Genomic DNA, 26,034 nt, shown 5'->3' with positions numbered 1-26,034 from the left:
CATCATGACCCAAGCCTTGAAAAAGATCTGGCTCGATACCGATCCCGGTTTCGACGACTGGTTGACGATGCTGCTCCTGGGCAGCAATCCCGGTATTGAGTGGCTGGGCGTAAGCGTGGTGGCGGGCAATGCGCCCGTCGACATCACTTACGACAACGCCTTGCGCATCAAGGCCCATGATGGCTTGACGGTGCCCATCTACCGCGGCTGCGAAGAGCCGCTGGCCGGCGTCATCGAAACGGCGCAGCGCATCCTCGGCGACAGCGGCATGCCCACCACTGGCGAGATCCTGCCGCCCGGCGCGGCCAGTGACGCTGCCGGCCACGCCGTCGACGCCCTGATCGCCGCCGTGCGCGCCCATCCCGGCCAGATCACCATCATGGCGATCGCGCCGATGACCAACCTGGCCACGGCCTTGAGCCGCGCGCCCGACATCGCGGAAAAAATCGTTGAAATCATCCTGATGGGCGGCTCGACCGACCAGGGCAACCACACGGCGGCGGCGGAATTCAATATCTATGCGGACCCGGAAGCGGCCGCCCAGGTCTTCCAGGCCGGCATCCCGCTGCGCATGTTCGGCTTGAACCTGTGCCGCCAGCTGCTGGTCACTAAACTGGAGGTGGCGCAGCTGCGCGCCATCGGCACGCCGCGCGCGCAGCGGCTGGCCGGCTACCTGGAAGCGTATGTGCGTATCCGCAGCGCCGACGGTTCCGTGCCCATGCCGATGTACGACCCGGTGGTGGCCCTGTACCTGGAAGCGCCGCAGCTGTTCCAGTTCCAGAGCGCCCACGTGGCCATCGAATTGACGGGCGAACTGACGCGCGGCATGACGGTGTGCGAGTTCCGCGTGCCGCGCCGCGCGCCCATCAACACGCAGGTGGCGATGCTGGCCGATGGTCCGGCCGCCATTGAACTGCTGATGCAGCGCCTGGCCGGCATTCTCGCCTGATCCACTTCATTACGAAACGAGTTTCATGTCTAATTCCCCCCTGAGCATTGAACAGTTTTTACGCGCCATGCCGAAAGTGGAGCTGCATTGCCACCTGTTTGGCACGGTGCGCCAGGCTACTTTCCGCGCGCTGGCCGCCAAGACGGGCAATGTCGTCACCCCCGAGGACATCGACGCGTTCTATACGCGCGGCGACAAGCCCGTCGGCGTGCTGCGCGTGCTGCGCGCGCTCGACGCGCACCTGATCGTCTCGCCGACCGACCTGTATTGCCTCGCCTACGAATACCTGGAAGACGTGCATGGCCATGGCGTGCGCTATGCGGAGTTCTTCTGGAACCCCACCGGCACCGTGCGCGTGTCGGGCATCCGCTATGACGCGGCGCAAGACGCCATCGTGGCCGCCATCCGCGATGCGCAGCGCGATTTCGGCGTGATCGGCCGTTTGATTCCCAGCATTGACCGCGAAGCCGCTCCCGCGGAAGCCGTGCAGATGGTGGAATGGATGAAGGCGCACCGCGCGCCGGAAGTCATCGGCATCGGCATCGACTACCGCGAAAACGACCGCCCGCCCGAGCTCTTCATCGAAGCCTACCGCGCCGCGCGCGAGGCCGGCTTCAAGTGCACGGCGCACGCGGGCGAATTCGGCATGCCGTGGATGAACGTGGCGACGGCCATCGACGAATTACAGGTGGACCGGGTCGACCATGGCTACACGATTGTCGACAATCCGGAACTGGCGCAGCGCTGCGTGGAACGGGGCCTCGTGTTTACCGTGGTGCCGACCAATTCGTATTACCTGCGCACCCTGGCGCCCGAGCGCTGGGCATTGGACCACCCGATCCGCGCCATGGCCAAGCTGGGCTTGAAACTGCACCCAAACACGGACGACCCGACCCTGCACCACGTGACGCCGACGGGCGCCTGGATGATGATGCGCGAATTCGGCTTCGGCCTGGACGACATGCGCGGCTTCATGTTGAATGGCCTCGACGCGGCCTGGATCGATGAATCCACGCGGCGCGACTGGCGCGCGGAATTCACGCGCGAATTCGACGCGCTGCGCATGCGCGTCGTCGACGCTTCTTAAGCCGAGGCGGGCGGTGGCGCCAGCAGCGAGGGAAACGCCCGCTGCGGACACGCCTGCCGCTCGCACACCTTGCAGCCCGTGCCGATGGGCGTGGCGCTGGTCGGGTCGTGCAAATCGAGTCCCTTCGAATAGATCAATCGGTGCGCCTGCGAGATGTCGCAGCCCAGCGCCACGGCAAAGGTCTTGCCCGGTGCCCGGAAGCCCGGCGACGCCGTGCTGACCTGGCGTGCTATCCATAGGTATGTGCAGCCGTCCGGCATGCTGGCCACCTGCGTCAGCACTTGCCCCGGATGGCTGAAGGCGTCGTACACGATCCATAGCGGACACGTGCCGCCCACCCTGGAAAAATGGAAGTCCGTGGCCGACTGGCGCTTCGAGACATTGCCGGCGCGGTCGACGCGCACGAAGAAGAACGGCAGTCCCGCCGCATCGGGGCGCTGCATGGTGCTCAGGCGGTGGCACACGGCTTCGAAGCCCACGCCGAACTGGTGCGCCAGACGCTCGATATCGTAGGCGCGCGCTTCCGCCGCCTGCAAGAAGCGCTGGTAGGGCATCAACAGGGCGCCGGCGAAATAGTTCGAGAACGCCAGGCGCGCGCTCGTTTGCGCGGCCGCACCGGAGAATCCTGCCGCCAGCACCAGGGCATCGATCAGCTCGCTGTGCTCGAGCAAGCTGATTTGCGCCGCCATCTGGAAGGCGCGCTGTCCGCCCGTCAGGGTGTCGGGTAGCCACAATATCTGTTGCTGGGCGTCGTAGCGGTGCTTGCGCACCATGCCCGCGTCGCCATCGGACAGTTGCACCTTGACGCCGTGGCGCTCCAGCAAGCGGCCTTGCAGCGCATCGAGCGTGCGCAGGGCGGGATCGAATTCCCCGGCCACCAGCTCCGCCGCCCGGTCCAGTTCATCGATGTAGTTCTGCCGCCGGTTCAGGTATTCGCGCACTTCCTCGTCCGTGGAAGGGGCCGCCGAACTGGCGCCGCGGCTGCCGTCGTCGAGACGCGCAGCCAGGGTATCGGCCCGTTCCGCCATGACCCGGTAGCGCCGCTGCAAGAGCAAAATCGAGCGCGCCAGCTCCGGCATGTTCTCCACCAGCATCTTGAGTTCCGCCATCGACGTGGGCGGCGCATCGGGCAATTCGCCGAACACGTCGCGCACGTCGGCCACCAGGCTGGCGCTGTCGTGTTCGGAAAAGATTTGCGGATCGACGCCCAGCACGGTGCCGATGCGCAATAAAATCGGCACCGTCAGCGGACGCTGGTTGCGTTCCATCTGGTTCAGGTAGCTGGGTGAAATGCCCAGGGACTTGGCCAGCGCCACCTGCGTCATGCGCCGTTCCTCGCGCAGCCGCTGCAGGCGCACGCCCATGAAAACCTTTGCCATCGCGTTTCCTCTTCCCCGGTTTGTGGAATCTGCAAATTTACAACATTTGCAGATTAACAGATTCAGCTTTGCATTATCTCGCATTTTCACGCCTTGTTTGTGGCGGCTATTGTGCGAATAATGCAAACAGACCTATACCCACACCAGGAGACTTCGAGTGACCACGCAAAACGCTATTCCAACTGTTCCCCTCTTGATCAACGGCGAGTGGGTTGAATCCCAAACCACCGTCTGGCGCGACGTCGTCAACCCGGCCACGCAGGAAGTACTGGCCAAGGTACCGTTCGCCACGCCGGAGGAAGTCAACGCTGCCATCGCCTCGGCCCAGCGGGCCTTCAAAACCTGGCGCAAGACGCCGATCGGCGCGCGTGCGCGCATCTTTCTGAAACTGCAGCAGCTGATCCGCGAAAACATGGCCGACCTGGCCGCCACCTTGACGATGGAACAGGGCAAGACCCTGCTCGATGCGGAAGGCGACGTCTTCCGCGGCCTGGAAGTGGTGGAACATGCGGCCAATATCGGCACCCTGCAAATGGGCGAATACGCGCAAAACGTGGCCGGCGGCGTCGATACCTACAGCGTGATGCAGCCGCTGGGCGTGTGCGCCGGCATTACCCCGTTCAATTTCCCCGCCATGATCCCGCTGTGGATGTTCCCGATGGCGATTGCCTGCGGCAATACCTTCGTGCTGAAACCATCGGAGCAAGATCCGCTCGTGACGGAAAAGCTCGTGCGCCTGGCCTTGCAGGCGGGTATTCCGGCTGGCGTGCTGAACGTCATTCACGGCGGCGAAGACGTGGTCAACGCCCTGTGCGACCACCCGGACATCAAGGCGATTTCCTTCGTCGGTTCCAGCAAGGTGGGCACGCATGTGTACCAGCGCGCCAGCCTGAACGGCAAGCGCGCGCAATGCATGATGGGCGCCAAGAACCACGCCGTCGTCTTGCCGGATGCAAATAAAGAACAGACCCTGAACCAGCTGCTGGGTGCGGGTTTCGGCGCCGCCGGCCAGCGCTGCATGGCGGCATCGGTGGCCGTGCTGGTGGGCGAAGCGCGTGAATGGCTGCCGGAATTGTCGGCCAAGGCGCAAACCCTGACGGTCGGTGCAGGCAAGGACAATCCGGACCTGGGCCCCGTCATCTCGTGCGCGGCGAAAGAGCGCGTCTTCAGCCTGGTCGCCAAGGGTATCGAACAGGGCGCCGTGCTGACCCTCGATGGCCGCGACGTCAAGGTCGATGGCTATCCGAACGGTAACTTCGTCGGTCCGACGATTCTGTCCGGCGTGAAACCGGGCATGGTCGTGTATGACCAGGAAATCTTTGGCCCCGTATTGATCGTCGTCGAAGTCGACACGCTCGATGAAGCGATTGCCCTGGTAAACGCAAATCCGAACGGCAACGGCACGGCGCTGTTTACGCAAAGCGGCGCGGCCGCGCGCTACTTCCAGGAAGAAATCGACGTGGGGCAAGTTGGCATCAACGTGCCCATCCCCGTGCCCGTTCCCCTGTTCAGCTTTACGGGTTCGCGCGGCTCGAAACTGGGCGATTTGGGCCCGTTCGGCAAGCAGGTGGTGCTGTTCTACACGCAGACGCAAACGATCACCCAGCGCTGGTTCACGGACGCGGCCTCGGTGGGCAAGGTCAATACCACCATCAGCCTGAAATAAGGAGCTGGCATGGACTTTGAACTGAGCGACGAGCAGCGCGAGTTCCAGCAGGCGGCGCGCGCGTTTGCCGAAGGCGAACTGGCGCCGCACGCGGCCCATTGGGACGCGGAATCGATTTTTCCCGTGGAAACCATCGCCAAGGCGGGCGAGATGGGCTTTTGCGGCCTGTACACGCCGCAGCGCTGGGGCGGCCTTGGCCTCTCCCGCCAGGATGCGGCCATCGTGTTTGAAGAGCTGGCCGGTGGCTGCACCTCGACCACGGCCTATATCACCATCCACAACATGGCTACCTGGATGCTGTCGCGCTGGGGACAGGAAGCCCTGTGCGACGAATGGGTGCCGGCCCTGGCCGCCGGCCAGAAACTGGCCAGCTATTGCCTGACGGAACCGCAGTCGGGCTCCGACGCGGCCTCCCTGCGCACCAAGGCTCGCAGGGTGAACGACGAGGAGGGCGATTTTTATGTTCTCGACGGCACGAAAGCGTTTATCTCGGGTGCGGGCCAGACGGACATGCTGATCGTCATGGCGAGAACCGGCGGCGAGGGCGCGGCCGGTATTTCCGCCTTTGCCGTGCCGGCCAATCTGCCCGGCATCGTGTATGGCAAGAAGGAAGAAAAGATGGGCTGGAACAGCCAGCCCACGCGCATCATCAGCTTTGACCAGGTGAAAGTGCCAGCAGCGAACTTGCTGGGCGCGGAAGGCGAAGGCTTTGCCATTGCCATGAAGGGCATCGATGGCGGGCGCATCAATATCGCCGTGTGCTCGGTGGGCACGGCGCAGGCGGCCCTCACGCGGGCGCAGGCGTACATGAAGGAGCGCACGCAGTTCGGCCGCGAGCTGGCGCAATTCCAGGCCTTGCAATTCAAGCTGGCCGACATGCTGACGGAACTGGTGGCGGCGCGCCAGATGGTGCGTCTGGCGGCGTGGAAACTGGACCAGGAAAGTCCCGACGCCACGGCATATTGCGCCATGGCAAAACGTTTCGCCACGGATGTGGGTTTTAATGTTGCCAACGATGCGCTGCAATTGCATGGCGGCTATGGCTACATCCGCGAGTACCCGCTCGAGCGCCATGTGCGCGATACGCGGGTGCACCAGATCCTGGAAGGGACGAATGAAATCATGCGCCTGATCGTCGCGCGAGCGATTTTGAAAGACGGCGCCACGGAGAATCTGCGATGACCAAAGTGTATACAAATTTGCTGCTGGAACGCCATGGCCATACGGCCCTGGTGACGCTCGACAACCCGCCCGCCCATACGTGGACCCAGGCCAGCCTGAACGCGATGACGCAACTGGTGGCCGACCTGAATGCCGACCCGGACGTGTACGCTCTCGTGATCACGGGCGGCGGCGCCAAGTTCTTCTCTGCCGGTGCCGATCTGAAGGTGTTTGCCGATGGCAACAAGGACAAGGCGTTCGCCATGGCCGCCGCGTTTGGCGAAGCTTTTGAGGCGTTGTCCGCGTTTCGCGGCGTCAGCATTGCCGCCATCAATGGCTATGCCATGGGCGGCGGACTCGAATGTGCGCTGGCCTGCGACATCCGTATTGCTGAAGAACATGCGCAGATGGCTTTGCCGGAAGCGTCCGTCGGCTTGCTGCCGTGCGCGGGCGGCACGCAGCACTTGCCGTGGCTGGTAGGCGAAGGCTGGGCCAAGCGCATGATTTTATGTGGCGAACGGGTCGATGCGGCCAAGGCGCTGGCTATCGGCCTGGTCGAGGAAGTCGTGCCAACCGGCAAGGCTGCCGCCACAGCGCTGGCCCTGGCCGCCAAGGTGGCCCGTCAAAGCCCCAGCAGCGTGACGGCGTGCAAGACCCTGATCCAGGGCGCGCGCAGCCATCCGCTGGTCAACTCCCTGCCCGATGAACGCACCCTGTTCCTGGGCCTGTTCGATACGCAAGACCAGAAAGAAGGCGTGCAAGCGTTCCTGGAAAAACGTCCGGCGGAGTGGAAGAATGGCTGAAAGTACCCTGATTGAAACTGTGAAAATCGAGGAACGCGACTGTCCCGGCGGCATGAAGCTGGGCGTCATCACCCTCGATGCGCCAAAGTCCTTGCATGCATTGAACCTGGACATGATCCGCGCCATCGATGGCGCTCTCGTGCGCTGGGCCAGCGACGCTGCCATTGCCTGCGTGGTGCTGCAATCGTCGACCGACAAGGCTTTCTGCGCGGGCGGCGACGTGCGCAGCCTGCGCACGGCCATCGTCGAGCAGCCGGGCGTCGTGCCTAACCCGCAGGCGCTGGCCTTCTTTGCCGAGGAATACCGGCTCGACCACCGCATCCATACCTATGCAAAGCCGCTGATGGTGTGGGGCGGCGGCATCGTCATGGGGGGCGGCCTGGGCCTGATGGCCGGCGCCAGCCACCGCGTGGTGACGGAAAGCACGCGCATCGCCATGCCGGAAATCACCATTGGCCTGTTTCCCGACGTGGGCGGCAGCTGGTTCCTGGGCCGCATGCCGGGACGCAGCGGCCTGTTCCTGGGCTTGACGGGCGCGCCATTGAACGCGGCCGATGCCCTGTTTGCGGGTCTCGGCGACTATTTCCTGCGCCAGGAAGAGCGGGCCATGGTGCTCGACGCGCTGGCACTGGCGCAATGGCAAGCCAGCCCGCAGGAGAACAGCGAACAGCTGGACCGCTTGCTGCGCGGCTTTTCGGCGCCAACGACGGTGTTGCCCGTCTCGGAAGTGCGCGCCAACTTCGACGCCATCGCCGCGCTGACGCAAGCGCCCACCTTGCCTGAAGTGGTGGCCGCCATTGCCGCGTATGACGGCGATTCGGCGTGGCTGCAAAAGGCGGCCCACTCGCTGGACAAGGGCGCGCCCACTTCGGCCGCTTTGGTGTGGGCCATGCGCGAACGCACGCGGCATCTGAGCCTGGCGCAGGTGTTCCAGCTGGAATTGATCGTTGCCGTGCAATGCTGCGCCCATGCCGATTTCCGCGAAGGCGTGCGCGCCTTGCTGATCGACAAGGACAACGCGCCGCAGTGGCAGCCGGCAAGCCTGGCCGACATCAGCGCAGCGCATCTGGACGAGTATTTTGCGGCGCCGTGGACACAGCATCCATTGGCGGATCTACATTAAATAAAAGAATAACTGGAGACTTTCACCATGCAACATATCGCTTTTATCGGCCTGGGCAACATGGGCGCGCCGATGGCCCGCAATCTGGTGGCCGCCGGCTTCCACGTGTCCGTGTTCGACCTGGCGCCAGCGGCAGTGGCTTCGCTGGTCGAGGCGGGCGCCACGGCGGCGGCGTCCGCCAGCGCGGCCGTGCAGACGGCCGACGCCGTCATTACCATGCTGCCAGCCAACAAGCACGTGCAGGAGCTGTACCTGGCGGCCGGTGGCGTGCTGGACTCGGCCAAGCCGGGCGCCTTGTTCATCGATTGCAGCACCATCGCCGCCGATGTGGCGCGCCAGGTGGCGCAGGCGGCCAGCGAACGGGGCTTTGCCATGATCGATGCGCCCGTCTCGGGCGGCACGGCGGGCGCGGCGGCCGGTACCCTGACCTTCATCGTCGGTGGCAGCGAAGCGGCCTTGCAGCAGGCGCGGCCTTTGCTGGAAAAGATGGGCAAGAATATCTTCCATGCGGGCGAGGCGGGTGCGGGCCAGGTGGCGAAGATTTGCAACAACATGCTGCTGGGTATTTTGATGGCCGGTACGGCCGAGGCACTGAACCTGGGCGTGGCGCATGGCCTGGATCCGAAAGTGTTGTCCGACATCATGGCCAAGAGTTCGGGTCGCAACTGGACCCTGGAAGTGTACAACCCGTGGCCGGGAGTCATGGACGGCACGCCCGCTTCGCGCAATTACACGGGCGGCTTCGGCACGGCGCTGATGCTGAAAGACCTGGGCCTGGCGCAGCAGTCGGCCTTGTCGGCGAATGCGCCCACGCCCCTGGGCGGTCTGGTGCGCCAGCTGTATCAGATGCATGCGCAAGCCGGTTATGCGCAGCAGGATTTCTCCAGCATCGTGCAAATGCTGCAGCCGGGCTTGAACATGCCTGCCTGAGGAATTTTGGACAAAAAAAAGCCCGCTGGTAAAAGCGGGCTAAATCCAATTCTTGGAAGAGTTGGAGGAGACAGATGCATTATGCTGCATCGCCACATATAACTCCAATTTATATTTTGAATATCAAATATAGATTTTCATGATATCTCTTCCCGGTAGCCGCCTGGCGGCTACCGTTACCGCAACTTAGGCCGGATTGCAGGCGACTTTTACCGATGTCACATTCGCTTCGCCCATGGTGCCGCCGCCTGTGCCCGGCTGTACAACGCACAGCAGACCCTTCGGCTGCACGGAGACGCTGACGCCATAGGTATCGCCATAGGCGACGGAGCCGGCCATGGTAAAGGTCGTGGCGTCCTTGACCACTGTTGTTGTGGTACTACCGTTAATCAGCACCAGACCGTCCACCGTCAGGCCGGAAATCGTGCCACCCACTGTATATCTGTTTTGCGCGCAAGCAACAGCGGCGCTGATAGTGAGGTAATGACCAGCCGAACCGGAGCCACCGCTGATGCTGCAAGTCATGTGCGCCGGTTGCTGCTGGATGGTGATGTTGTAGTCGGTACCATAGTCGATGCGCTTGGCAAAGGTAAACGCTGTTTTCCCCGCAGGAATCGGCAGGGAGTCGCCGCTATTGACCAGGATCAGTCCTTCATTGTTCAAGCCTGAGATCGTGCCGCTGACATCATACGAGGCCTTGCCGCCGCAAGCGGCCAGTCCCAAGGTCAGCAGCAGTGCGGCGATAGGGCGCAAGCAGGATAACTTCATGTATTTCTCCAAAAATAGGTGACGGATCGCAAGGATTACTGCGGCTTGCAGTCAAGTGTGGCTGCGGTCGTGGCGGCAGATCCCATCTTGCCGACCGTATCGCTGCCATCGGCACTGCTGGAACCCTGGAAGCGGCACGTCAGGCCCGTTGGCTGAGCCAGTATGGAAATGCCGTACGAGGCGCCGTCATCAACGCTTTTGAATTCGTAGGTGGTGGCGCCAGCCAGCAGGGTGGTGCCGTTGGGTCCCATCACCAGGCGCAAACCATCCGCGGTCAGGCCCGTGACCGTGCCGCTCAGCGGGTAGGCGTTGGTCTGGCAGTTCACCTGGGCCGTGGTCACGGAGTAGCTCGATGCCTTGCCGACGCCATTGATAATGGTGCAAACGGCACCCTTGGGCTGTTGTGCGATAGTGATATTGTAGCGGTCATCGTTCTTGACCAGCTTGGTGAAAACAAAGCTGGCCTGGCCCGCAGGAATCGGCAAGCTTTCCCCGTCATTCAGGAGAATCAGGCCATCTTTGGCCAGGCCGACGACTTGGCCTTGCAGATACAGGTTGCCGCCGCTGCCACCGCAGGCTGCCAGTGTGACGGCGCAAGCCGCCGCCAGCATCGAGCGCAGGTACAAATTTTTCATACATTCTCCAAAACGAATTAGGTTGGGTAGCGCAACGCGGACGCTGGCGCCGCATTGGAATGGCGCCTATTTTAGTCTATCTGGCAAGCTGAATGATCTTGCCTTGTATCACCCTGTAACAATTTTTCGCCGGGAAGCGCTGGCCCGGCCCCATTTCATGGAGGCGCAGCCATGCCGGCGGCGGCGATCAATGCGACAATAGAGGCAGGCTGCGCACTGTGGCGTGGCATCCACCGTGAATCCCATGTCCCTTGCCCCTGTAAAACCTGCCGTGCCGCCCAAGGCCATCCTGTTCGACCTCGACGATACCTTGTGGCCCATCGCGCCCGTGATTGCCGCCGCGGAAACCCTGCTGCACGACTGGCTGGCCACGCATGCGCCCAAGGTGGCGCAGCAGTTTTCCATCGAGGTGCTGCGCCAGCACCGCCTGGCCATGCTCCATGAACAACCGCATTTCCATGGCAACCTGATCGAGTTGCGCCGCGCCGGCTTGCTGGCCGCCTTCGAGGCGGCCGGCGAGGATCCTGTCCTGGTCGATGGCGCCATCGCGCAGTTCCTGGCTGCGCGCCATCGCGTCCAGCCGTATGACGACGTCTTGCCTGGCCTTGCCTGGATGGGCCAACGCATGCTGGTCGGCTCGATTTCGAATGGCAATGCGGACCTTGAAATTATCGGCCTGGCACAGCATTTTAAAGTCTCCATCGCCGCCAGCGATTTCGGCGTGGCCAAGCCTGACGCGAGCATCTTCCTGGCCGCTTGCGCCGCGCTGGGCGTGGCGCCGCATGAGGCCGTGTATGTGGGCGACGACCTGTATTTCGACGTCACGGGAGCGCAAGGAGCGGGTATGCGCGCCGTGTGGATGAACCGCAAGGGCAGCGACGCGCATCTGGCCGCCGGCGTGCAGCCCGACGCCATCTGCGCCAACTTCGATGAATTGCTGCTGTGGCTGCAGGGGCAACTGGAAGATTGATCGCCGCGGGGCGGGCGAACGTGCATAATAGGCGCTGTTGATGCACGTTCGGCCGCTTTCGTTACCGCTTGCTTAACAACATACTTGCTTAAATAAAACACCATGCAACTCGATACACGTGCCCAAACACTGCTGAAAGCCCTGGTCGAGCGATATATCGCCGACGGCCTGCCGGTCGGTTCGCGCGCCTTGTCGAAAATTTCCGGCCTGGACCTGTCGCCGGCCACGATCCGCAACATCATGGCCGACCTGGAAGAACTCGGTTATGTGTCCAGCCCTCACACCTCGGCCGGACGCATCCCCACGCCGCGCGGCTACCGCATCTTTGTCGATACCTTGCTGACCGTCCGGCACCTGGACGAGCATCTGGTGGAGTCGCGCATGCGCCTGCAGACGCCGCAACCGCAAAAAACCATCGCCAACGCGGCGCAGATGCTGTCATCGCTGTCGCAGTTTGCCGGCGTCGTGCTCACTCCGCGCCGCGAATCCGTATTCCAGCAAATCGAATTCCTGCGCCTGTCCGAAAAACGCATCCTGCTCGTCATCGTCGCCCCCGGCGGCGACGTGCAGAACCGTTTATTGCTGACGGAGGCCGACTATACGCCGGCGCAACTGGTGCAATCGGCCAATTACATCAACCAGAATTATGGCGGCCTGTCATTCGATGCCGTGCGCGTGCGCCTGCAGGGTGAATTGCGCCAGTTGCGCGACGATATGGGCAGCCTGATGCAGGCGGCCGTGGAAGCGGGCAGCGAAGCGATGGCCGACCATAGCGATGACATGGTGATTTCCGGCGAGCGCAACTTGCTCAGCGTGAGCGATCTGTCATCGAATATGCATTCGCTGCGCCAGATGTTCGACATGTTCGAGCAAAAAACGGGTTTGATGCAGCTGCTCGACGTATCGAGCAAGGCGACGGGCGTGCAGATATTCATCGGCGGCGAATCGAACCTGGTGCCGATGGATGAGATGAGCGTGGTGACGGCGCCGTATGAAGTCAACGGCAAGATCGTGGGCACGCTGGGAGTGATCGGACCGACGCGCATGGCCTACGAGCGCGTCATCCCGATTGTCGATATCACGGCCAAGTTGCTGTCAAGCGCGCTCAGCCATCATTGATCGTAATGCCTGGCGCGCCAGCCGCCCCGTGGGAGCGGCCAGCTGTGGTCAGGCGGTTTTGTGCGGGCAAGCCGTCTTGATGCAGTTGCCGTAGATGGCCAAGGCGTGTTCGGCGATCTTGAAGCCGCGCTCTTCGGCTACCTTTTGCTGGCGCACTTCGATGTCTTCGTCGAAGAATTCTTCGACCCGGCCACAGTCGAGGCACACCAGGTGGTCGTGGTGGGAACCTTCGTTGAGCTCGAAAATCGCCTTGCCGGTTTCAAAATGGTTGCGGTTGAGCAAGCCTGCCTGTTCGAATTGCGTCAGGACGCGGTAGACAGTTGCCAAGCCGACATCCATATTGTCGGCCAGCAGAATCTTGTAGACGTCTTCCGCGGTCAGGTGGCGTACCGGGCTACTCTGGAAGATATCGAGTATCTTCAGCCGTGGCAGGGTGGCTTTCAGGCCGCTTGCCTTGAGATCACTAGGATTGTTACTCATGTTTGTTGCTCGTATGTGGGTCAGGTGCTTTATCATATAGCGTTTTAGCGGGGAGTGCCAAAATATGCATTTTTTGGCAGGCCGGCCACTCCTGGCGTTTTGTTCATCAAATTGAGGTCATTTATGCGCGTAACACCGGCTGTATTGCCATCTCTCTGGCACCGTATTTCATTTCGAGCACCAGTCGTGGCAGGCATGGTCTGTGTCGCGCTGGCCATGTCCGGCTGCGCCAGCCGTGGCATCCTTGGCGAAAAGCCGGCAGCTGCTCAAAAAGAAGGCAAGGAACTGGTCCCCGAACAGGGCGCACAAACGACCACCATTACGCCGCTGCAAAAATTCATGTGGTTTTTCTCGCCCTATCGTCCTGACATTCAACAAGGCAACTTTGTCTCCGAAGAGATGCTGGGCCAGTTGAAAGTGGGCATGACGCGCGACCAGGTGCGTTTCGTCCTCGGCACCTCGCTGCTGACCGATATCTTCCATGCCGACCGCTGGGATTATCCATTCCGCCTGGCCCGGGGCAGTGGCGAAACCACCAGCAGCCGCGTGGTCGTGTACTTCGGCAAGGATGGCAAGGTTGAACGTTTCGAAGGCGGCAACTTGCCGACGGAGAAAGAATACATCGACCGTATCGCCGGCCCGTCGCCGTTCGCCAAGGTTGCCAAGGCCGACGTGCCTGCCGCCGCCGTGCCGTCTCCCGTGGCGCCAAGCGCCGTGCCGGTGCCGGCCGATGCCGCGCCCGCCATTCCTGTGAGTAAGCCTGAAGTTGCGCCTGCACCTGCCGCCGAGCCTGCACCTGCACCTGCTGCCGAACCCACCAAATAAGTTGCTGTAAGAGAATAAAATGACTGAACTGAAAATTGCCATCGCTGGCGCCAGCGGCCGCATGGGCCATATCCTGATCGAAGCGGTCAGCAATGCGCCCGACGCCGTGCTGGCCGGCGCCCTCGACCGCGCTGGATCGCCTTCCGTCGGCCAGGATGCTGCCGCCTTTCTCGGCAAGCCTGCCGGCGTGCTGATCGCATCCGATCTGGCCACCGGCCTGGCCGGCGCCGATTACCTGATCGACTTCACGCGTCCCGAAGGCACTTTGCAGCACCTGGTGTATTGCGCCGAGCACGGCATCAAGATGATCATCGGCACCACGGGTTTCGATGATGCGGGCAAGGCCGCCATTGCCGCCGCCGCTGAAAAGACGGCCATCATGTTCGCGCCGAACATGAGCGTGGGCGTGAACGTCACCATGAAGCTGCTGGAACTGGCCGCGAAAAGCCTGTCCGAAGGCTACGATATCGAGATCATCGAAGCCCATCACCGCTTCAAGGTCGATGCGCCATCGGGCACGGCCCTGCAAATGGGTGAAGTGGTGGCCGGCGCCCTGGGCCGCGACCTGAAGGAATGCGCCGTGTACGGCCGCGAAGGCGTGACGGGCGAACGCGACCCGTCGACCATCGGCTTTGCCACCATCCGCGGCGGCGATATCGTCGGCGATCATACGGTGCTGTTTGCGGGCATCGGCGAGCGCATCGAGATCAGCCACAAGTCGAGCAGCCGCGTCACCTACGCCCATGGCGCCCTGCGCGCCGCGCGTTTCCTGGCCGACAAGCCGACCGGCCTGTTCGACATGCAGGATGTGCTGTCGCTGAAGAACTGAGGAAGACCATGGCCACTGCCATCCTGAATGGAAAAGACATCACCGACGCAGCGAGCTTTCACGCGCAATGCGTGCAAGCCTTCGGTTTCCCCGAGTTCTACGGCAACAGCATGGACGCCTGGGTTGATTGCCTCAGCTATCTGCGCGATGACGAAAACATGACGCAGTTCCGTTTGAAACCGAACGAAGTGCTCGACATTGTTGTGCAGGATGCGGAAGCAATGAAGGCGCAAGTGCCGGACTTGCTGGAAGAAATCACGTTCTGTATCGCCGGCATCAATGAGCGCTATGACGATTATGGCGAGAAGCCGGCGTTGAAGCTGGTATTGAAGTAGGTCGGATTAGCGCGCAAGCGCGTAATCCGACATACCCAACATTTACACGACCTTGCGTTCGCGCAAACCGTCGATCTGGCCGCCATCGAGGCCCAGCCACTGCTGCAGCACCTCGTCCGTATGCTGCCCCAGCAATGGCGGCGGCAAGCGGTATTGCACCGGCGAGTGGGACAGGCGCACGGGATTGGCCACCAGCGCCACCGTGCCCGCCGTGGGATGCGGCATGTCCACTTTCAAGCCACGCGCCACCACTTGCGGGTCGGCAAAGACCTGGTCGATGCGGTTGACGGGACCGCACGGCACGGCTTGCGCCTCGAAGGCGCTGATCCACTCGGCCGTCGTGCGCATGACCGTGGTCTGGCGCATCAGGGGGATCAAGATCGCCCGGTGTGCCACGCGCTGCGGATTGGTGGCGAAGCGTTCGTCCTGCGCCCATTCCGGGTGGCCGGCGACGGCGCAAAAGCGCGAAAATTGGCCATCGTTGCCGATCGCCAAAATCATGTCGCCGTCGGCCGTGGGGAAGTCCTGGTAAGGCACGATGTTCGGATGGGCATTGCCCATGCGCTGCGGCACCTTGCCGCCGCACAGGTAATTGGCCGCCTGGTTGCCCAGCGCGGCCACTTGCACGTCGAGCAAGGCCAGGTCGATATGCTGGCCCTGGCCCGAGCGTTCGCGTTCGGCCAGCGCCGCCTGCACGGCGATCGTGGCGTACAGGCCAGTCAGGATGTCCGTCTGTGCCACGCCCACTTTTTGCGGACCCGCGCCCGGCTGGCCGTCGGGTACGCCCGTGATGCTCATCAAGCCGCCCATGCCCTGGATCAGGAAGTCATAGCCGGCGCGCGCCGCGTACGGCCCATCCTGGCCAAAGCCCGTGATGGAGCAGTAGACGAGGCGCGGGTTGAGTGCCAGCAAGCTGGCCGCATCGAGGCCGTATTGCTTCAAACCATCGAGCTTGAAATTTTCCAGCAGCACGTCCGCTTCGGCCGCCAGCTGGCGCACCAGGGCTTGCCCTTCCGGCGCGGCCAGGTCGATGCACAAGGAACGCTTGTTGCGGTTGGCGCACTGGAAATAGGCGGCCTCGGCGGTGTCGCGGCCATCTGCATCTTTCAGGTATGGCGGGCCCCAGGAGCGCGTGTCGTCGCCGCGGCCCGGCTGTTCAACCTTGACGACGTCGGCGCCCAGGTCTGCCAGCATTTGCCCGGCCCACGGGCCGGCCAGCACGCGCGACAGGTCCAGCACGCGCAATCCGGTCAGCGGCGCGGGCCGCAGGGTGGAAGCCAAGGCGTCCATTAGTTGAACGCGGCGATGCCGGTGATGGCGCGGCCGATGATCAGCGCGTGCACATCGTGCGTGCCTTCATAGGTGTTGACCACTTCCAGGTTGACCAGGTGGCGGATGACGCCGAACTCGTCGGAAATACCGTTGCCACCCATCATGTCGCGCGCCACGCGGGCAATATCGAGCGCCTTGCCGCAGCTGTTGCGCTTCATGATCGAGGTGATTTCCACGGCGGGCGAGCCTTCATCCTTCATGCGGCCCAGGCGCAGGCAGCCTTGCAAGCCCATGGTGATTTCCGTCAGCATGTCGGCCAGTTTCTTTTGTACCAGCTGGTTCGCTGCCAACGGGCGGCCGAATTGCTGGCGGTCCATCGTGTACTGGCGCGCCTTCAGGTAGCAGTCTTCGGCCGCGCCCAGCGCACCCCAGGCGATGCCGTAGCGGGCGCTGTTCAGGCAGGTGAACGGGCCTTTCAGGCCGCGCACGTCGGGGAAGGCATTTTCTTCCGGGCAAAACACTTCATCCATGACGATTTCACCGGTGATGCTGGTGCGCAAGCCGACCTTGCCGTGGATTTCCGGCGCCGACAGGCCTTTCCAGCCTTTTTCCAGCACGAAGCCGCGGATCGCGCCTTCATCGTCCTTGGCCCAGACGACGAACACGTCGGCGATGGGGCTGTTGGTGATCCACATCTTGGCGCCGGAGAGACTATAGCCGCCCGGTACCTTGCGCGCGCGCGTGACCATGCTGCCGGGATCGGAACCGTGGTTCGGTTCCGTCAGGCCGAAGCAGCCGATGAATTCGCCCGTCGCCAGTTTCGGCAGGTATTTTTGTTTGGTTTCCTCGTTGCCGAAGGCATTGATCGGCACCATCACCAGCGACGATTGCACGCTCATCATCGAGCGGTAGCCGGAGTCGACGCGCTCGACTTCGCGCGCGGCCAGGCCGTAGCAAACATAGTTCAGGCCGGCCCCGCCGTATTCTTCGGGAATGGTCGTGCCCAGCAAGCCCAGCTCTCCCATTTCGCGGAAGATGGCGGCATCCGTGCGGCCATGGCGGAACGATTCGAGGACCCTGGGCACCAGGCTGCCCTGGCAATAGTCGCGGGCCGCTTCCAGTACGGCGCGTTCGTCGCCCGTCAGTTGTTCTTCCAGCAGCAGGGGGGAATTCCAGTCGAATACGGTTTTGCTCATCACAGGCCTCGCAGGTGAGCGCCGGTGATCGGCGCAAGATTGAATATGACTCATGGTAGATTTTTGCCTAGCCTTGCGCAAACGATTTTTTCGCACCCAGACATGCGTGCTGCGCATATCTTGCGGCATACTAGGGGCCTTTCACCGGCCGGATACCCCCATGTCACGCAAAATTCCCATGCTGCAAGCCCTGAACTGCTTCGAGGCGGCTGCGCGGCACCAGAGCTACACGCATGCGGCGCGCGAACTGTCGCTGACGCAAAGCGCCGTGTCGCGGCAGATTTCATCCTTGGAAACTTTTCTTGGCGTGCAATTGTTTCAGCGCACGCGCCATGGCGTGTTGCTGACCAGCGCCGGCGCCGCGTATGCGCGGCAGATCGCGGCCCGTCTCGACGGCCTGGAGCGCGACACGCTCGACACCATGGCGCGCCAGGGCGGCGGCGGCGCCTTGCAGCTGGCTTCGGTACCCACGTTTGCCACGCGCTGGCTGATGCCGCGGCTGTCTTCGCTGGCGCAACTGCACCCGGATATCGTCGTGCATATTGATGCCTATACAAAACCGTTCATGTTTGCCGATACGGAATACGACGGCGCCCTGTACGCGGGCACGCCCGAGCAATTGGCGCGCTGGCCCGGGACGCGCGCCACCTTGCTCATGCATGAAGAAATCGTGCCCGTTGCCAGTCCGCGCCTGCTGGCGGCGCGCAGCGCCTGGCAGCCGCAGGATTTGCTGGAACTGACCTTGCTGCAACAAAGTACGCGCCCGGGCGCCTGGCGCCAGTGGTTTGACGCCATGCAGGTCGAGGGAGAGGGGCGCGATGGAGCGCACTATGGCGCCCGTTATGAACTGTTTTCCATGCTGGCCATGGCGGCCGTGCAGGGGCAGGGCGTGGTCTTGCTGCCACGCATGCTGGTCGAAGCGGAGCTGGCGCGTGGCGAATTGCGCATCGCATGCGAGCGCCCACTGCGCGGCCAGCGGGCGTATTACCTGATCACGCCTGAAACGGCGCATGAAAAGACGGCCCTGCAGCAATTGCGCGCATGGCTGCAGGGTGAAGCCGCCTAAACGACCTTGCCGGTATCGAAATGGGGATTGTCGATCAGGCCGATCTGGTTGCCGAACGGGTCGAGCAATTCCACCGTGCGGATGCCGTCGCCCACGTCCGTGATCGGGTGGTGCAGACTGCCGCCCAGTGCCACGATGCGCTCGACTTCCTGCTCGATGCCGTCCACACCCCAGTACGTCACGCTGCCTTGCGTGCCAGGCTGGCCGTCTGGCAGCAAGCCCAGCTCGAAGCCGCCGATGGCGAAGCCGACATAGAACGGCTGGTCGAAGTAGGGCGTGGTATTGAATACCTGGCTGTACCAGGCCTTGGCCTTGTCCAGGTCGGGGACGGGATAGGTGACGGTGCGCAAGCCCTTGATCATGTTCTGCTCCTGGTAAATGAAGAATAACGCCATCATGCCACCGGCGAGCGCGTGGCGATTGTAAAAATGGAAGGTTTCAATGGTGGCGGTGCATAAGCCACGCCTCGGGCGAGCTGCGGGCGAAATCCTGGAAATCGTGGATCAGGTGCGACTGGTCGAAATAGCCAAATTGCAAGGCGACTTGCGCCCAGTCCGGCTGTCCCGCCAGGCTTGTCAGACCCTGGCTGGCGGCGCGAAAGCGGCAGATACGGGCAAACAGCTTCGGGCTGATGCCCACTTGCTGGCGAAATTGCAGCGCCAGGTGCTGGCGCGACACGCCCAGCTGTCGCGCCAGGCCATCCACGCGCACCTGGCCGCATGCTGCCTCGATGGCCGCGATGGCATGTTCGGCCGCACCCGCCTGGCGCCGTGGCGGCGCGGTACGCAGGCGCAGTAGCAGATATTCTTGCAAAATGGAAACTCTTTGCGCATTGGACAAGGGCTCGCTCCACAGGGCGTCACCCAGGCGCGCCGCCAGTTCGCGGCCCCACAGCTGTTGCAATCCCGTGCGGCCATCGTTGAGTTCGCACAAGGGCAGCTGGAAGAAGCGGGCCGCCGCGCCCGGCTTGAAGCGGGCCGCCACCGTCTGCACCAGGCCCTGGCTGACGACGGCGATCGGTGCCGTCATCATGCCGACGGCAAAGCTGGCATCCTGCTGGTCCTGGCACAGGATGTCGATGCAATTGTCGGGCAAGACTTGGTGCGTCAGGGGCGTGGCGCCCGTCTGCACGCGGCACGTCCAGACGCAGTCCAGCCAGGGCCGCAGGGCGGGGATGGGCGGATATTCCTGGTAGACGATCATGGCCGGACTTGATGCAAAGAGCAAGATTGCATATATATTACACAGCATATTACACGGCATAATTGCGCGCCGGCCAAAATATGCGAGACCGGGCCGCCAGCGCGCCGCGCTATCGGGCGGCGACAACCAGTATAATGCTCGGTTCATATCCACTATTGGCCGCACATCATGCAAGATAAATATAGTCCCGCCGACGTCGAACAAGCCGCCCAATCGCACTGGAAGGCGATCGACGCCTATAAAGCCGTCGAACACGACCCGCGTTTCCCAAAAGGCAAGTATTTTGCCTGCTCGATGCTGCCTTACCCTTCGGGCAAGCTGCACATGGGTCACGTGCGCAACTATACGATCAATGACGTGATGTACCGCTACCTGCGCATGAATGGCTACAACGTGCTCATGCCGATGGGCTGGGATGCCTTCGGCATGCCGGCGGAAAACGCGGCCATGGCCAACAACGTGCCGCCCGCGCAATGGACGTACTCGAACATCGCCCACATGAAGCAGCAGATGGAATCGATGGGCCTGGCCATCGACTGGTCGCGCGAAATGACCGCCTGCAAGCCCGAATACTATAAATGGAACCAGTGGATGTTCCTCAAGATGCTGGAAAAAGGCATCATCTACAAGAAGACCGGTACCGTGAACTGGGATCCGATCGACCAGACCGTGCTGGCCAACGAGCAAGTCGTCGACGGCCGCGGCTGGCGTTCGGGCGCGCTGATCGAAAAGCGCGAAATCCCCATGTACTACGCGCGCATCACCGATTACGCGGAAGAATTGCTGGCCTATGTGGATGACAAGCTGCCGGGCTGGCCCGAGCGCGTGCGCACCATGCAGACCAACTGGATCGGCAAGTCGACGGGCGTGCGCTTCGCCTTCCCGCATGAGATCAAGGACGCGAATGGCGCCCTGATCGGCGACGGCAAGCTGTATGTGTTTACCACGCGTCCGGACACCGTCATGGGCGTGACCTTCTGCGCCGTGGCCGCCGAGCACCCGCTGGCCATCCACGCCGCGCAAAGCAATCCTGCGCTGGCCGCTTTCAACGCCGAATGCAAGCTCGGTTCCGTGATCGAAGCGGATATGGCAACGATGGAGAAGAAGGGCATGCCGACCGGCCTGTTCGTCACCCATCCGCTGACGGGCGCGCAGGTGGAAGTCTGGGTCGGCAACTACGTGCTGATCACCTACGGCGATGGCGCCGTGATGGGCGTGCCGGCGCACGACGAGCGCGATTTCGGCTTTGCCAAGAAATACGACCTGCCGATCAAGCAAGTCATCGAAGTCAAGGGCCAGGAATTTTCGACGGACGCGTGGCAGGAATCGTATGGCAGCAAGGATGGCGTCTGCGTCGCCTCCGGCAAATACGACGGCCTGCATTTCGCTTCCGCCGTCGATGCGGTGGCCGCCGACCTGGCAGAGCTGGGCCTGGGCGAAAAGAAAACCACGTTCCGCCTGCGCGACTGGGGCATCTCGCGCCAGCGCTACTGGGGCACGCCGATCCCGATGATCCATTGCGCCGATTGCGGCGTGGTGCCGGTGCCGGAAAAAGACTTGCCGGTGGTGCTGCCGGAAGACTGCGTGCCGGACGGCACGGGCAACCCGCTGAACAAATACGAAGCTTTCCTCAAGTGCGACTGCCCGCAGTGCGGCAAGCCGGCGCGCCGCGAGACGGACACCATGGATACCTTCGTCGATTCGTCGTGGTACTACATGCGCTATACCTCGCCAGGCAGCAATGACGCCATGGTCGACGCGCGCAATGACTACTGGATGCCGATGGACCAGTACATCGGTGGCATCGAACACGCCGTCATGCATTTGCTGTACGCGCGCTTCTGGACCAAGATCATGCGCGACTTCGGCCTGGTCAAGTTCGACGAGCCGTTCGTCAACCTGCTGACGCAAGGCATGGTGCTCAACGAAACGTATTTCCGCAAGGACGCGGTGGGCAAGACTACCTGGTTCAACCCGGACGACGTGCGCCTGTCCCTCGATGACAAGGGCCGTCCGCAAAGCGCCGTCCTGGTGGCCGACGGCCAGCCTGTGGAAATCGGCGGCACGGAAAAAATGTCGAAGTCGAAGAACAACGGCATCGACCCGCAAGCGCAGATCGAGCAGTACGGCGCCGACACGGCCCGCCTGTTCACCATGTTCGCCTCGCCGCCGGAACAGACGCTGGAATGGTCGGGCAGCGGCGTCGAAGGCGCGAACCGCTTCCTGCGCCGCGTGTGGAACTTCGGCTACGCCCAGTCGGCCACGATCCAGGCCGCACTGGCTGGCGGCGCCGCACCTGCCACGGGCGACGCGCAGAAAAACCTGCGCCGCGAATTGCACAAGCTGCTGCAGCAAGCCGATTACGACTTGAAGCGCATCCAGTACAACACCGTGGTGTCGGCCTGCATGAAGATGCTCAACACCCTGGAATCGGCCAAGCTCGATGACAGCGCGCAGTCGAAAGCGCTGATCGCCGAAGGCTTCTCCATCTTCCTGCGCCTGCTCAATCCCGTCGCGCCGCACATCACCCACGTGCTGTGGCAGGAACTGGGCTACGCCGGCGTGCACGGCGACCTGTTGAACGTCGCCTGGCCGCAGGTCGACCCGCAGGCATTGGAACAGTCCGAGATCGAGATGATGATCCAGGTGAACGGCAAGCTGCGCGGCTCGATCACGGTGTCCAAGGATGCGGACAAGGCCAGTATCGAAGCGGCCGCGCTGGCCTGCGAAAGTGTGCAGAAGTACGTCGAGACCACGCCGAAGAAGATCATCGTCGTGCCAGGCAAGTTAATCAGCATCGTGGTGTAATCATGACGACTTCCTCTCAAGTATCGCTGTTGGGCCGCCGTGCCGTGCTGGCTTTGGGCCTGACTGTTTTGCTGTCGGCCTGCGGCTTTCACTTGCGCGGCTCGAACGGCAGTTTCATGCTGCCGTTCGCGACGATGTACATCGGCTTGCCCGACACGTCGCCGCTGGCGATCGGCCTGAAACGCTATATCCGCGCCATTGGCAGCACGGAGGTGGTGAACACCAAGGATGGCGCCGATGCCGTCCTTGAAGTGCTCAACGACCCGGAGAGGAATCGTACCAAGACCATTTTGTCGCTGAACCCTAACGGCCGCGTGCAAGAGTACCAACTCGGCTACTCGATCAATTTCCGCGTGGTGGACAAGGCCGGCAACCAGTTGCTGGCACCGACGACCATCAGCCTGGTGCGCCCGATTACCTTCGACGAATCGCAGGTACTGGCCAAGGAAACGGAAGAGGCGGCGCTGTACCGCGACATGCGCAACGACCTGGTGCAGCAGATTATGCGCCGCCTGGCCGCCATCAAGCCGGTGCTGCCGGCCATGTCGGTGGCGCCAGTGACGCCAGTGACGCCCGTCGCGCCGCAGCAGTAACGGGGACGCCATGCAATTGCGGATAGACGCGCTCGATGGGCATGTGGCCAAGCCGCTGGCGCAGCTGTATGTGATCACCAGCGACGAACACTTGCTGGCGCTGGAAGCGGCCGACAAGATCCGCCGCGCGGCGCGTGCGCAGGGGTACTCCGAGCGCGACGTGCTGACGGTGGAGCGCAGCTTCAAGTGGGGAGAACTGCTGGCCGCGAACCAGGAGCTGTCGCTGTTCGGCGACAAGAAAATGATCGAGCTGCGCATCCCCACCGGCAAGCCGGGCAAGGATGGCGGAGCGGCGCTGCAAAGCTACGCGAAAAATCTCAGTCCAGACAACCTGACCCTGATCACCTTGCCCAAGCTGGATTGGGCGACGCAAAAAGCGGCCTGGGTCGCCAGCCTGCAGCAGGCGGCCGTGTATATCGACATTCCGAATGTGGAACGGGCGCAGTTGCCTGCCTGGATATCCCAGCGCCTGGCGGCGCAGGGGCAAAGCGCCGAACGGGCCAGCATCGACTTCATCGCCGAACGGGTGGAAGGCAATTTGCTGGCGGCGCACCAGGAAATCCAGAAACTGGGCTTGCTGCATGCCGCGGGCAAGCTGACGTACGAGCAAGTGCAGGACGCGGTGCTGAACGTGGCCCGCTACGATGTCTTCAAGCTGTCCGAAGCCATGCTGGCCGGCGACCCGGCGCGCCTGGTGCGCATGCTCGAAGGCTTGAAAGGCGAGGGCGAGGCGCTGCCGCTGGTCTTGTGGGCCGTCTCCGAAGAAATCCGCACGCTGTTAAAATTGAAGGCCGGCATGGCGCAAGGGCGTCCATTGGGCGCGCTGCTGAAGGAATACCGTATCTGGGGGCCGCGCGAGCGGATGATGGAACCGGCCCTGCGGCGCATTTCGCTACCCGTGCTGGAAGCGGCGCTGCAGCAGGCGGCGCAGGTGGACAAGATGATCAAGGGCTTGCGCGCCAAGGGCTACGCGGGCGATGCCTGGGATGCCATGCTGCAGCTGGGTCTGAAGATCGCCCGAGGCTAGTTTTTTACTATATGGATACGAGCATGGACATCACAGAATATATGCAGGACGTGGGCACGCGCGCGCGCGCCGCCTCGCGCGCCATGGCGCGTGCCGACAGCGCCACGCGCAACCGTGCCTTGAGCCTGATCGCCGCCGCCATCGTGCGCGATGCCGATCTGCTGCGCGCGGCCAACCAGCGCGACCTCGATGCGGCGGCCGCCGCCGGCCTGGCGCCGGCCATGCTCGACCGGCTGACCCTGTCCGACTCTGCCATTGCCACCATGGTCGAAGGCTTGACGCAGATCGTGTCGCTGGCCGACCCGATCGGCGAAATCTCGAACATGAAATTCCGCCCGACGGGCATCCAGGTTGGGCAGATGCGCGTGCCGCTGGGCGTCATCGGCATCATCTATGAAGCCCGTCCGAACGTGACGGTGGATGCGGCCGGCCTGTGCATCAAGAGCGGCAACGCGACGATCTTGCGCGGCGGCTCGGAAGCGATACACTGCAACCGCGCGCTGGCCAAGCTGGTGGCCGAGGGCTTGCAGGGTGCCGGCCTGCCGGCCGATGCCGTGCAAGTCATCGACACCACCGACCGCGCCGCCGTCGGCGCTCTCATCACTATGCCGCAGTACGTGGATGTCATCGTGCCGCGCGGCGGCAAGGGCCTGATCGCGCGCCTGATGAGCGAGGCTACCGTGCCGATGATCAAGCACCTCGATGGCATCTGCCACGTCTACATCGACGCCAAGGCCGATATCAGGAAGGCGATCGATATCGGCTTCAACGCGAAGTGCCACCGCTACGGCACCTGCAACACCATGGAAACCCTGCTGGTGTCGCGCGCCATCGCCGCTACCGTGCTGCCGCAGCTGGCCGAACTGTACCTGACCAAGCAGGTGGAACTGCGCGCCGATCCGGAAAGCCATGCGATCCTGGCTGCCGCCGCTTATCCGCACCTGGTGCCCGCCACCGAGGAAGACTGGTCCACCGAATACCTGGCGGCGATCCTGTCGGTGAAAGTGGTCGACGGCATCGACGAAGCGATGGACCACATCAACCAGTATTCGTCCAAGCATACGGAATCGATCATCACGGAAGACTACAGCGATGCGCTGCGCTTCCTGCGCGAAGTCGATTCCGCCTCGGTGATGGTGAACGCGTCGACGCGTTTCGCCGACGGCTTCGAATATGGCCTGGGCGCCGAGATCGGCATCTCGAACGACAAGCTGCATGCGCGCGGCCCGGTGGGACTGGAAGGTTTGACCTCGCTCAAGTACGTGGTCTTTGGCCACGGCGAAGTACGTAAATAGTCTCTTTCGCGGGCTGCCCACAAGGCGGCCCGTGCTCTCGTTTCTCTCCACCTCCGACACTGGAAACCCCATGCTCTTTCTCTGGACCAAAGCCTTCCACATCATCTTCGTCATGTCCTGGTTTGCCGGCCTGTTTTACTTGCCGCGCATCTTCGTGAACCTGGCGATGGAGACGGAAACGGTAGCCACCGAGCGCCTGCTGCTGATGGCGCGCAAGCTGTACCGTTTCATGTCGCTGCTGGCGCTGCCGGCCATGGTGCTGGGGTTGGCCTTGATGTGGATGCTGTACGGTGGCGGCGAGGGCCGCATGAAGATGCCGGGCTGGATGCACGCCAAGCTGACGTTCGTGGTGCTGCTGCTCGGCTATCACCATGCCTGCGGTTCCATCCTGCGCAAGTTTGAAAAAGGTCTCAACAAGCGCAGCCACACCTGGTTCCGCTGGTTTAATGAAGTGCCGGTGGTGATGCTGCTGGCCGTCGTCGTGCTGGTCGTGGTCAAGCCTTTCTAAGGGAGTC

Annotated in this window: 26 protein-coding genes; 18 read left to right on the top strand and 8 right to left on the bottom strand. The window is 62.7% G+C overall.

What is annotated here, in order from left to right; genetic code table 11:
• Positions 1–4 precede the first annotated feature (4 nt).
• Both CSQ91_RS18825 and CSQ91_RS18820 read left to right on the top strand, forming a co-directional pair.
• Positions 5–949 (top strand): nucleoside hydrolase, encoded by a 945-nt coding sequence (locus tag CSQ91_RS18825; protein WP_257217399.1) that lies wholly within the window; start codon positions 5–7, stop codon positions 947–949.
• A 25-nt stretch (positions 950–974) separates the two neighbouring features.
• The gene (locus tag CSQ91_RS18820) at positions 975–2,036 is read left to right on the top strand and encodes an adenosine deaminase family protein (protein ID WP_070281781.1); all 1,062 of its coding nucleotides are present in this window, start codon (positions 975–977) and stop codon (positions 2,034–2,036) included.
• On the opposite strand, the gene CSQ91_RS18815 is transcribed toward CSQ91_RS18820, so the two are convergent.
• Complete coding sequence (locus tag CSQ91_RS18815) at positions 2,033–3,415, bottom strand: short-chain fatty acyl-CoA regulator family protein (protein ID WP_099389213.1); 1,383 nt, start codon at positions 3,413–3,415, stop codon at positions 2,033–2,035. The genes CSQ91_RS18820 and CSQ91_RS18815 overlap by 4 nt on opposite strands.
• A 157-nt stretch (positions 3,416–3,572) precedes the next feature.
• Between CSQ91_RS18815 and CSQ91_RS18810 the strand changes: the two genes are divergently transcribed.
• From CSQ91_RS18810 to mmsB, 5 genes are read left to right on the top strand one after another with little or no spacing between them, the layout of a single operon-like run.
• Complete coding sequence (locus CSQ91_RS18810) at positions 3,573–5,081, top strand: CoA-acylating methylmalonate-semialdehyde dehydrogenase (RefSeq protein ID WP_034778805.1); 1,509 nt, start codon at positions 3,573–3,575, stop codon at positions 5,079–5,081.
• Positions 5,082–5,090: 9 nt separating this feature from the next.
• Positions 5,091–6,263 (top strand): acyl-CoA dehydrogenase family protein, encoded by a 1,173-nt coding sequence (locus CSQ91_RS18805; protein ID WP_070281779.1) that lies wholly within the window; start codon positions 5,091–5,093, stop codon positions 6,261–6,263.
• Positions 6,260–7,045: an enoyl-CoA hydratase gene (locus CSQ91_RS18800; protein ID WP_099389212.1), complete on the top strand. Its 786-nt coding sequence runs from the start codon at positions 6,260–6,262 to the stop codon at positions 7,043–7,045. Before CSQ91_RS18805 ends, CSQ91_RS18800 begins: the two co-directional genes overlap by 4 nt.
• Complete coding sequence (locus CSQ91_RS18795) at positions 7,038–8,168, top strand: enoyl-CoA hydratase/isomerase family protein (RefSeq protein WP_099389211.1); 1,131 nt, start codon at positions 7,038–7,040, stop codon at positions 8,166–8,168. The genes CSQ91_RS18800 and CSQ91_RS18795 overlap by 8 nt, the downstream gene beginning before the upstream one ends.
• A gap of 27 nt (positions 8,169–8,195) precedes the next feature.
• Positions 8,196–9,098, top strand: a complete 903-nt coding sequence (gene mmsB, locus CSQ91_RS18790) for a 3-hydroxyisobutyrate dehydrogenase (protein WP_099389210.1) — start codon at positions 8,196–8,198, stop codon at positions 9,096–9,098.
• A gap of 186 nt (positions 9,099–9,284) precedes the next feature.
• Here mmsB and CSQ91_RS18785 read toward each other — a convergent pair whose 3' ends face one another.
• Both CSQ91_RS18785 and CSQ91_RS18780 read right to left on the bottom strand, forming a co-directional pair.
• Complete coding sequence (locus tag CSQ91_RS18785; RefSeq protein WP_099389209.1) at positions 9,285–9,866, bottom strand: hypothetical protein; 582 nt, start codon at positions 9,864–9,866, stop codon at positions 9,285–9,287.
• A 35-nt stretch (positions 9,867–9,901) separates the two neighbouring features.
• Positions 9,902–10,501, bottom strand: coding sequence for a hypothetical protein (locus CSQ91_RS18780; RefSeq protein WP_034778787.1), 600 nt, complete (start codon positions 10,499–10,501; stop codon positions 9,902–9,904).
• Positions 10,502–10,745: 244 nt separating this feature from the next.
• Here CSQ91_RS18780 and CSQ91_RS18775 point away from each other — a divergent pair, with 244 nt between their 5' ends.
• Together CSQ91_RS18775 and hrcA are read left to right on the top strand one after the other, a co-directional pair.
• Positions 10,746–11,471: an HAD family hydrolase gene (locus CSQ91_RS18775; protein WP_070281893.1), complete on the top strand. Its 726-nt coding sequence runs from the start codon at positions 10,746–10,748 to the stop codon at positions 11,469–11,471.
• Positions 11,472–11,573: 102 nt separating this feature from the next.
• Positions 11,574–12,590: a heat-inducible transcriptional repressor HrcA gene (hrcA, locus tag CSQ91_RS18770; RefSeq protein WP_034778783.1), complete on the top strand. Its 1,017-nt coding sequence runs from the start codon at positions 11,574–11,576 to the stop codon at positions 12,588–12,590.
• A gap of 48 nt (positions 12,591–12,638) precedes the next feature.
• Here hrcA and fur read toward each other — a convergent pair whose 3' ends face one another.
• Complete coding sequence (fur, locus tag CSQ91_RS18765; RefSeq protein WP_034778781.1) at positions 12,639–13,070, bottom strand: ferric iron uptake transcriptional regulator; 432 nt, start codon at positions 13,068–13,070, stop codon at positions 12,639–12,641.
• Between the two features lie 195 nt (positions 13,071–13,265).
• Here fur and CSQ91_RS18760 point away from each other — a divergent pair, with 195 nt between their 5' ends.
• The 3 genes from CSQ91_RS18760 to CSQ91_RS18750 are packed head-to-tail and all read left to right on the top strand — an operon-like array spanning position 13,266 to position 15,059.
• The gene (locus tag CSQ91_RS18760; protein WP_099389208.1) at positions 13,266–13,895 is read left to right on the top strand and encodes an outer membrane protein assembly factor BamE; all 630 of its coding nucleotides are present in this window, start codon (positions 13,266–13,268) and stop codon (positions 13,893–13,895) included.
• 19 nt (positions 13,896–13,914) lie between these two features.
• Complete coding sequence (gene dapB, locus CSQ91_RS18755) at positions 13,915–14,724, top strand: 4-hydroxy-tetrahydrodipicolinate reductase (RefSeq protein WP_099389207.1); 810 nt, start codon at positions 13,915–13,917, stop codon at positions 14,722–14,724.
• Between the two features lie 8 nt (positions 14,725–14,732).
• A complete protein-coding gene (locus tag CSQ91_RS18750; RefSeq protein ID WP_092607294.1) occupies positions 14,733–15,059 on the top strand; it encodes a barstar family protein in 327 nt (108 codons plus the stop codon).
• 42 nt (positions 15,060–15,101) lie between these two features.
• On the opposite strand, the gene CSQ91_RS18745 is transcribed toward CSQ91_RS18750, so the two are convergent.
• Positions 15,102–16,349: a CaiB/BaiF CoA transferase family protein gene (locus tag CSQ91_RS18745; RefSeq protein WP_099389206.1), complete on the bottom strand. Its 1,248-nt coding sequence runs from the start codon at positions 16,347–16,349 to the stop codon at positions 15,102–15,104.
• Entirely contained in the window at positions 16,349–17,527 is a 1,179-nt protein-coding gene (locus tag CSQ91_RS18740) for an acyl-CoA dehydrogenase (RefSeq protein WP_035822683.1), read from the bottom strand. The genes CSQ91_RS18745 and CSQ91_RS18740 overlap by 1 nt, the downstream gene beginning before the upstream one ends.
• 160 nt (positions 17,528–17,687) lie before the next feature.
• Between CSQ91_RS18740 and CSQ91_RS18735 the strand changes: the two genes are divergently transcribed.
• Positions 17,688–18,593, top strand: coding sequence for a LysR substrate-binding domain-containing protein (locus CSQ91_RS18735; RefSeq protein ID WP_070281770.1), 906 nt, complete (start codon positions 17,688–17,690; stop codon positions 18,591–18,593).
• Here the strand turns inward: CSQ91_RS18735 and CSQ91_RS18730 are convergent.
• Together CSQ91_RS18730 and CSQ91_RS18725 are read right to left on the bottom strand one after the other, a co-directional pair.
• Positions 18,590–18,991: a VOC family protein gene (locus tag CSQ91_RS18730; protein WP_231958488.1), complete on the bottom strand. Its 402-nt coding sequence runs from the start codon at positions 18,989–18,991 to the stop codon at positions 18,590–18,592. The genes CSQ91_RS18735 and CSQ91_RS18730 overlap by 4 nt on opposite strands.
• Positions 18,992–19,031: 40 nt before the next feature.
• Complete coding sequence (locus CSQ91_RS18725) at positions 19,032–19,796, bottom strand: AraC family transcriptional regulator (RefSeq protein ID WP_257217398.1); 765 nt, start codon at positions 19,794–19,796, stop codon at positions 19,032–19,034.
• Positions 19,797–19,964: 168 nt separating this feature from the next.
• On the opposite strand from CSQ91_RS18725, the gene leuS reads away from it, so the two are divergent.
• The 5 genes from leuS to CSQ91_RS18700 all read left to right on the top strand — a co-directional run bounded on the left by leuS (position 19,965) and on the right by CSQ91_RS18700 (position 26,027).
• Positions 19,965–22,604: a leucine--tRNA ligase gene (gene leuS / locus CSQ91_RS18720; RefSeq protein ID WP_070254710.1), complete on the top strand. Its 2,640-nt coding sequence runs from the start codon at positions 19,965–19,967 to the stop codon at positions 22,602–22,604.
• 2 nt (positions 22,605–22,606) lie between these two features.
• Complete coding sequence (locus tag CSQ91_RS18715) at positions 22,607–23,197, top strand: LPS-assembly lipoprotein LptE (protein WP_099389205.1); 591 nt, start codon at positions 22,607–22,609, stop codon at positions 23,195–23,197.
• A gap of 10 nt (positions 23,198–23,207) precedes the next feature.
• On the top strand, positions 23,208–24,224 hold the full coding sequence (gene holA / locus CSQ91_RS18710) for a DNA polymerase III subunit delta (protein WP_034778765.1): 1,017 nt from the start codon (positions 23,208–23,210) through the stop codon (positions 24,222–24,224).
• Positions 24,225–24,247: 23 nt separating this feature from the next.
• Positions 24,248–25,519, top strand: coding sequence for a glutamate-5-semialdehyde dehydrogenase (locus CSQ91_RS18705; protein WP_070281891.1), 1,272 nt, complete (start codon positions 24,248–24,250; stop codon positions 25,517–25,519).
• A gap of 70 nt (positions 25,520–25,589) precedes the next feature.
• On the top strand, positions 25,590–26,027 hold the full coding sequence (locus CSQ91_RS18700) for a CopD family protein (protein WP_034745744.1): 438 nt from the start codon (positions 25,590–25,592) through the stop codon (positions 26,025–26,027).
• The last annotated feature ends 7 nt before the right edge of the window (positions 26,028–26,034 follow it).

The organism is Janthinobacterium sp. BJB301, assembly GCF_002735685.1.
GTDB classification, from domain to species: Bacteria; Pseudomonadota; Gammaproteobacteria; order Burkholderiales; family Burkholderiaceae_D; genus Janthinobacterium; species Janthinobacterium lividum.
Note: the sequence above shows the minus strand (reverse complement) of the source record. Positions and strands in the feature narration are given on the sequence as shown.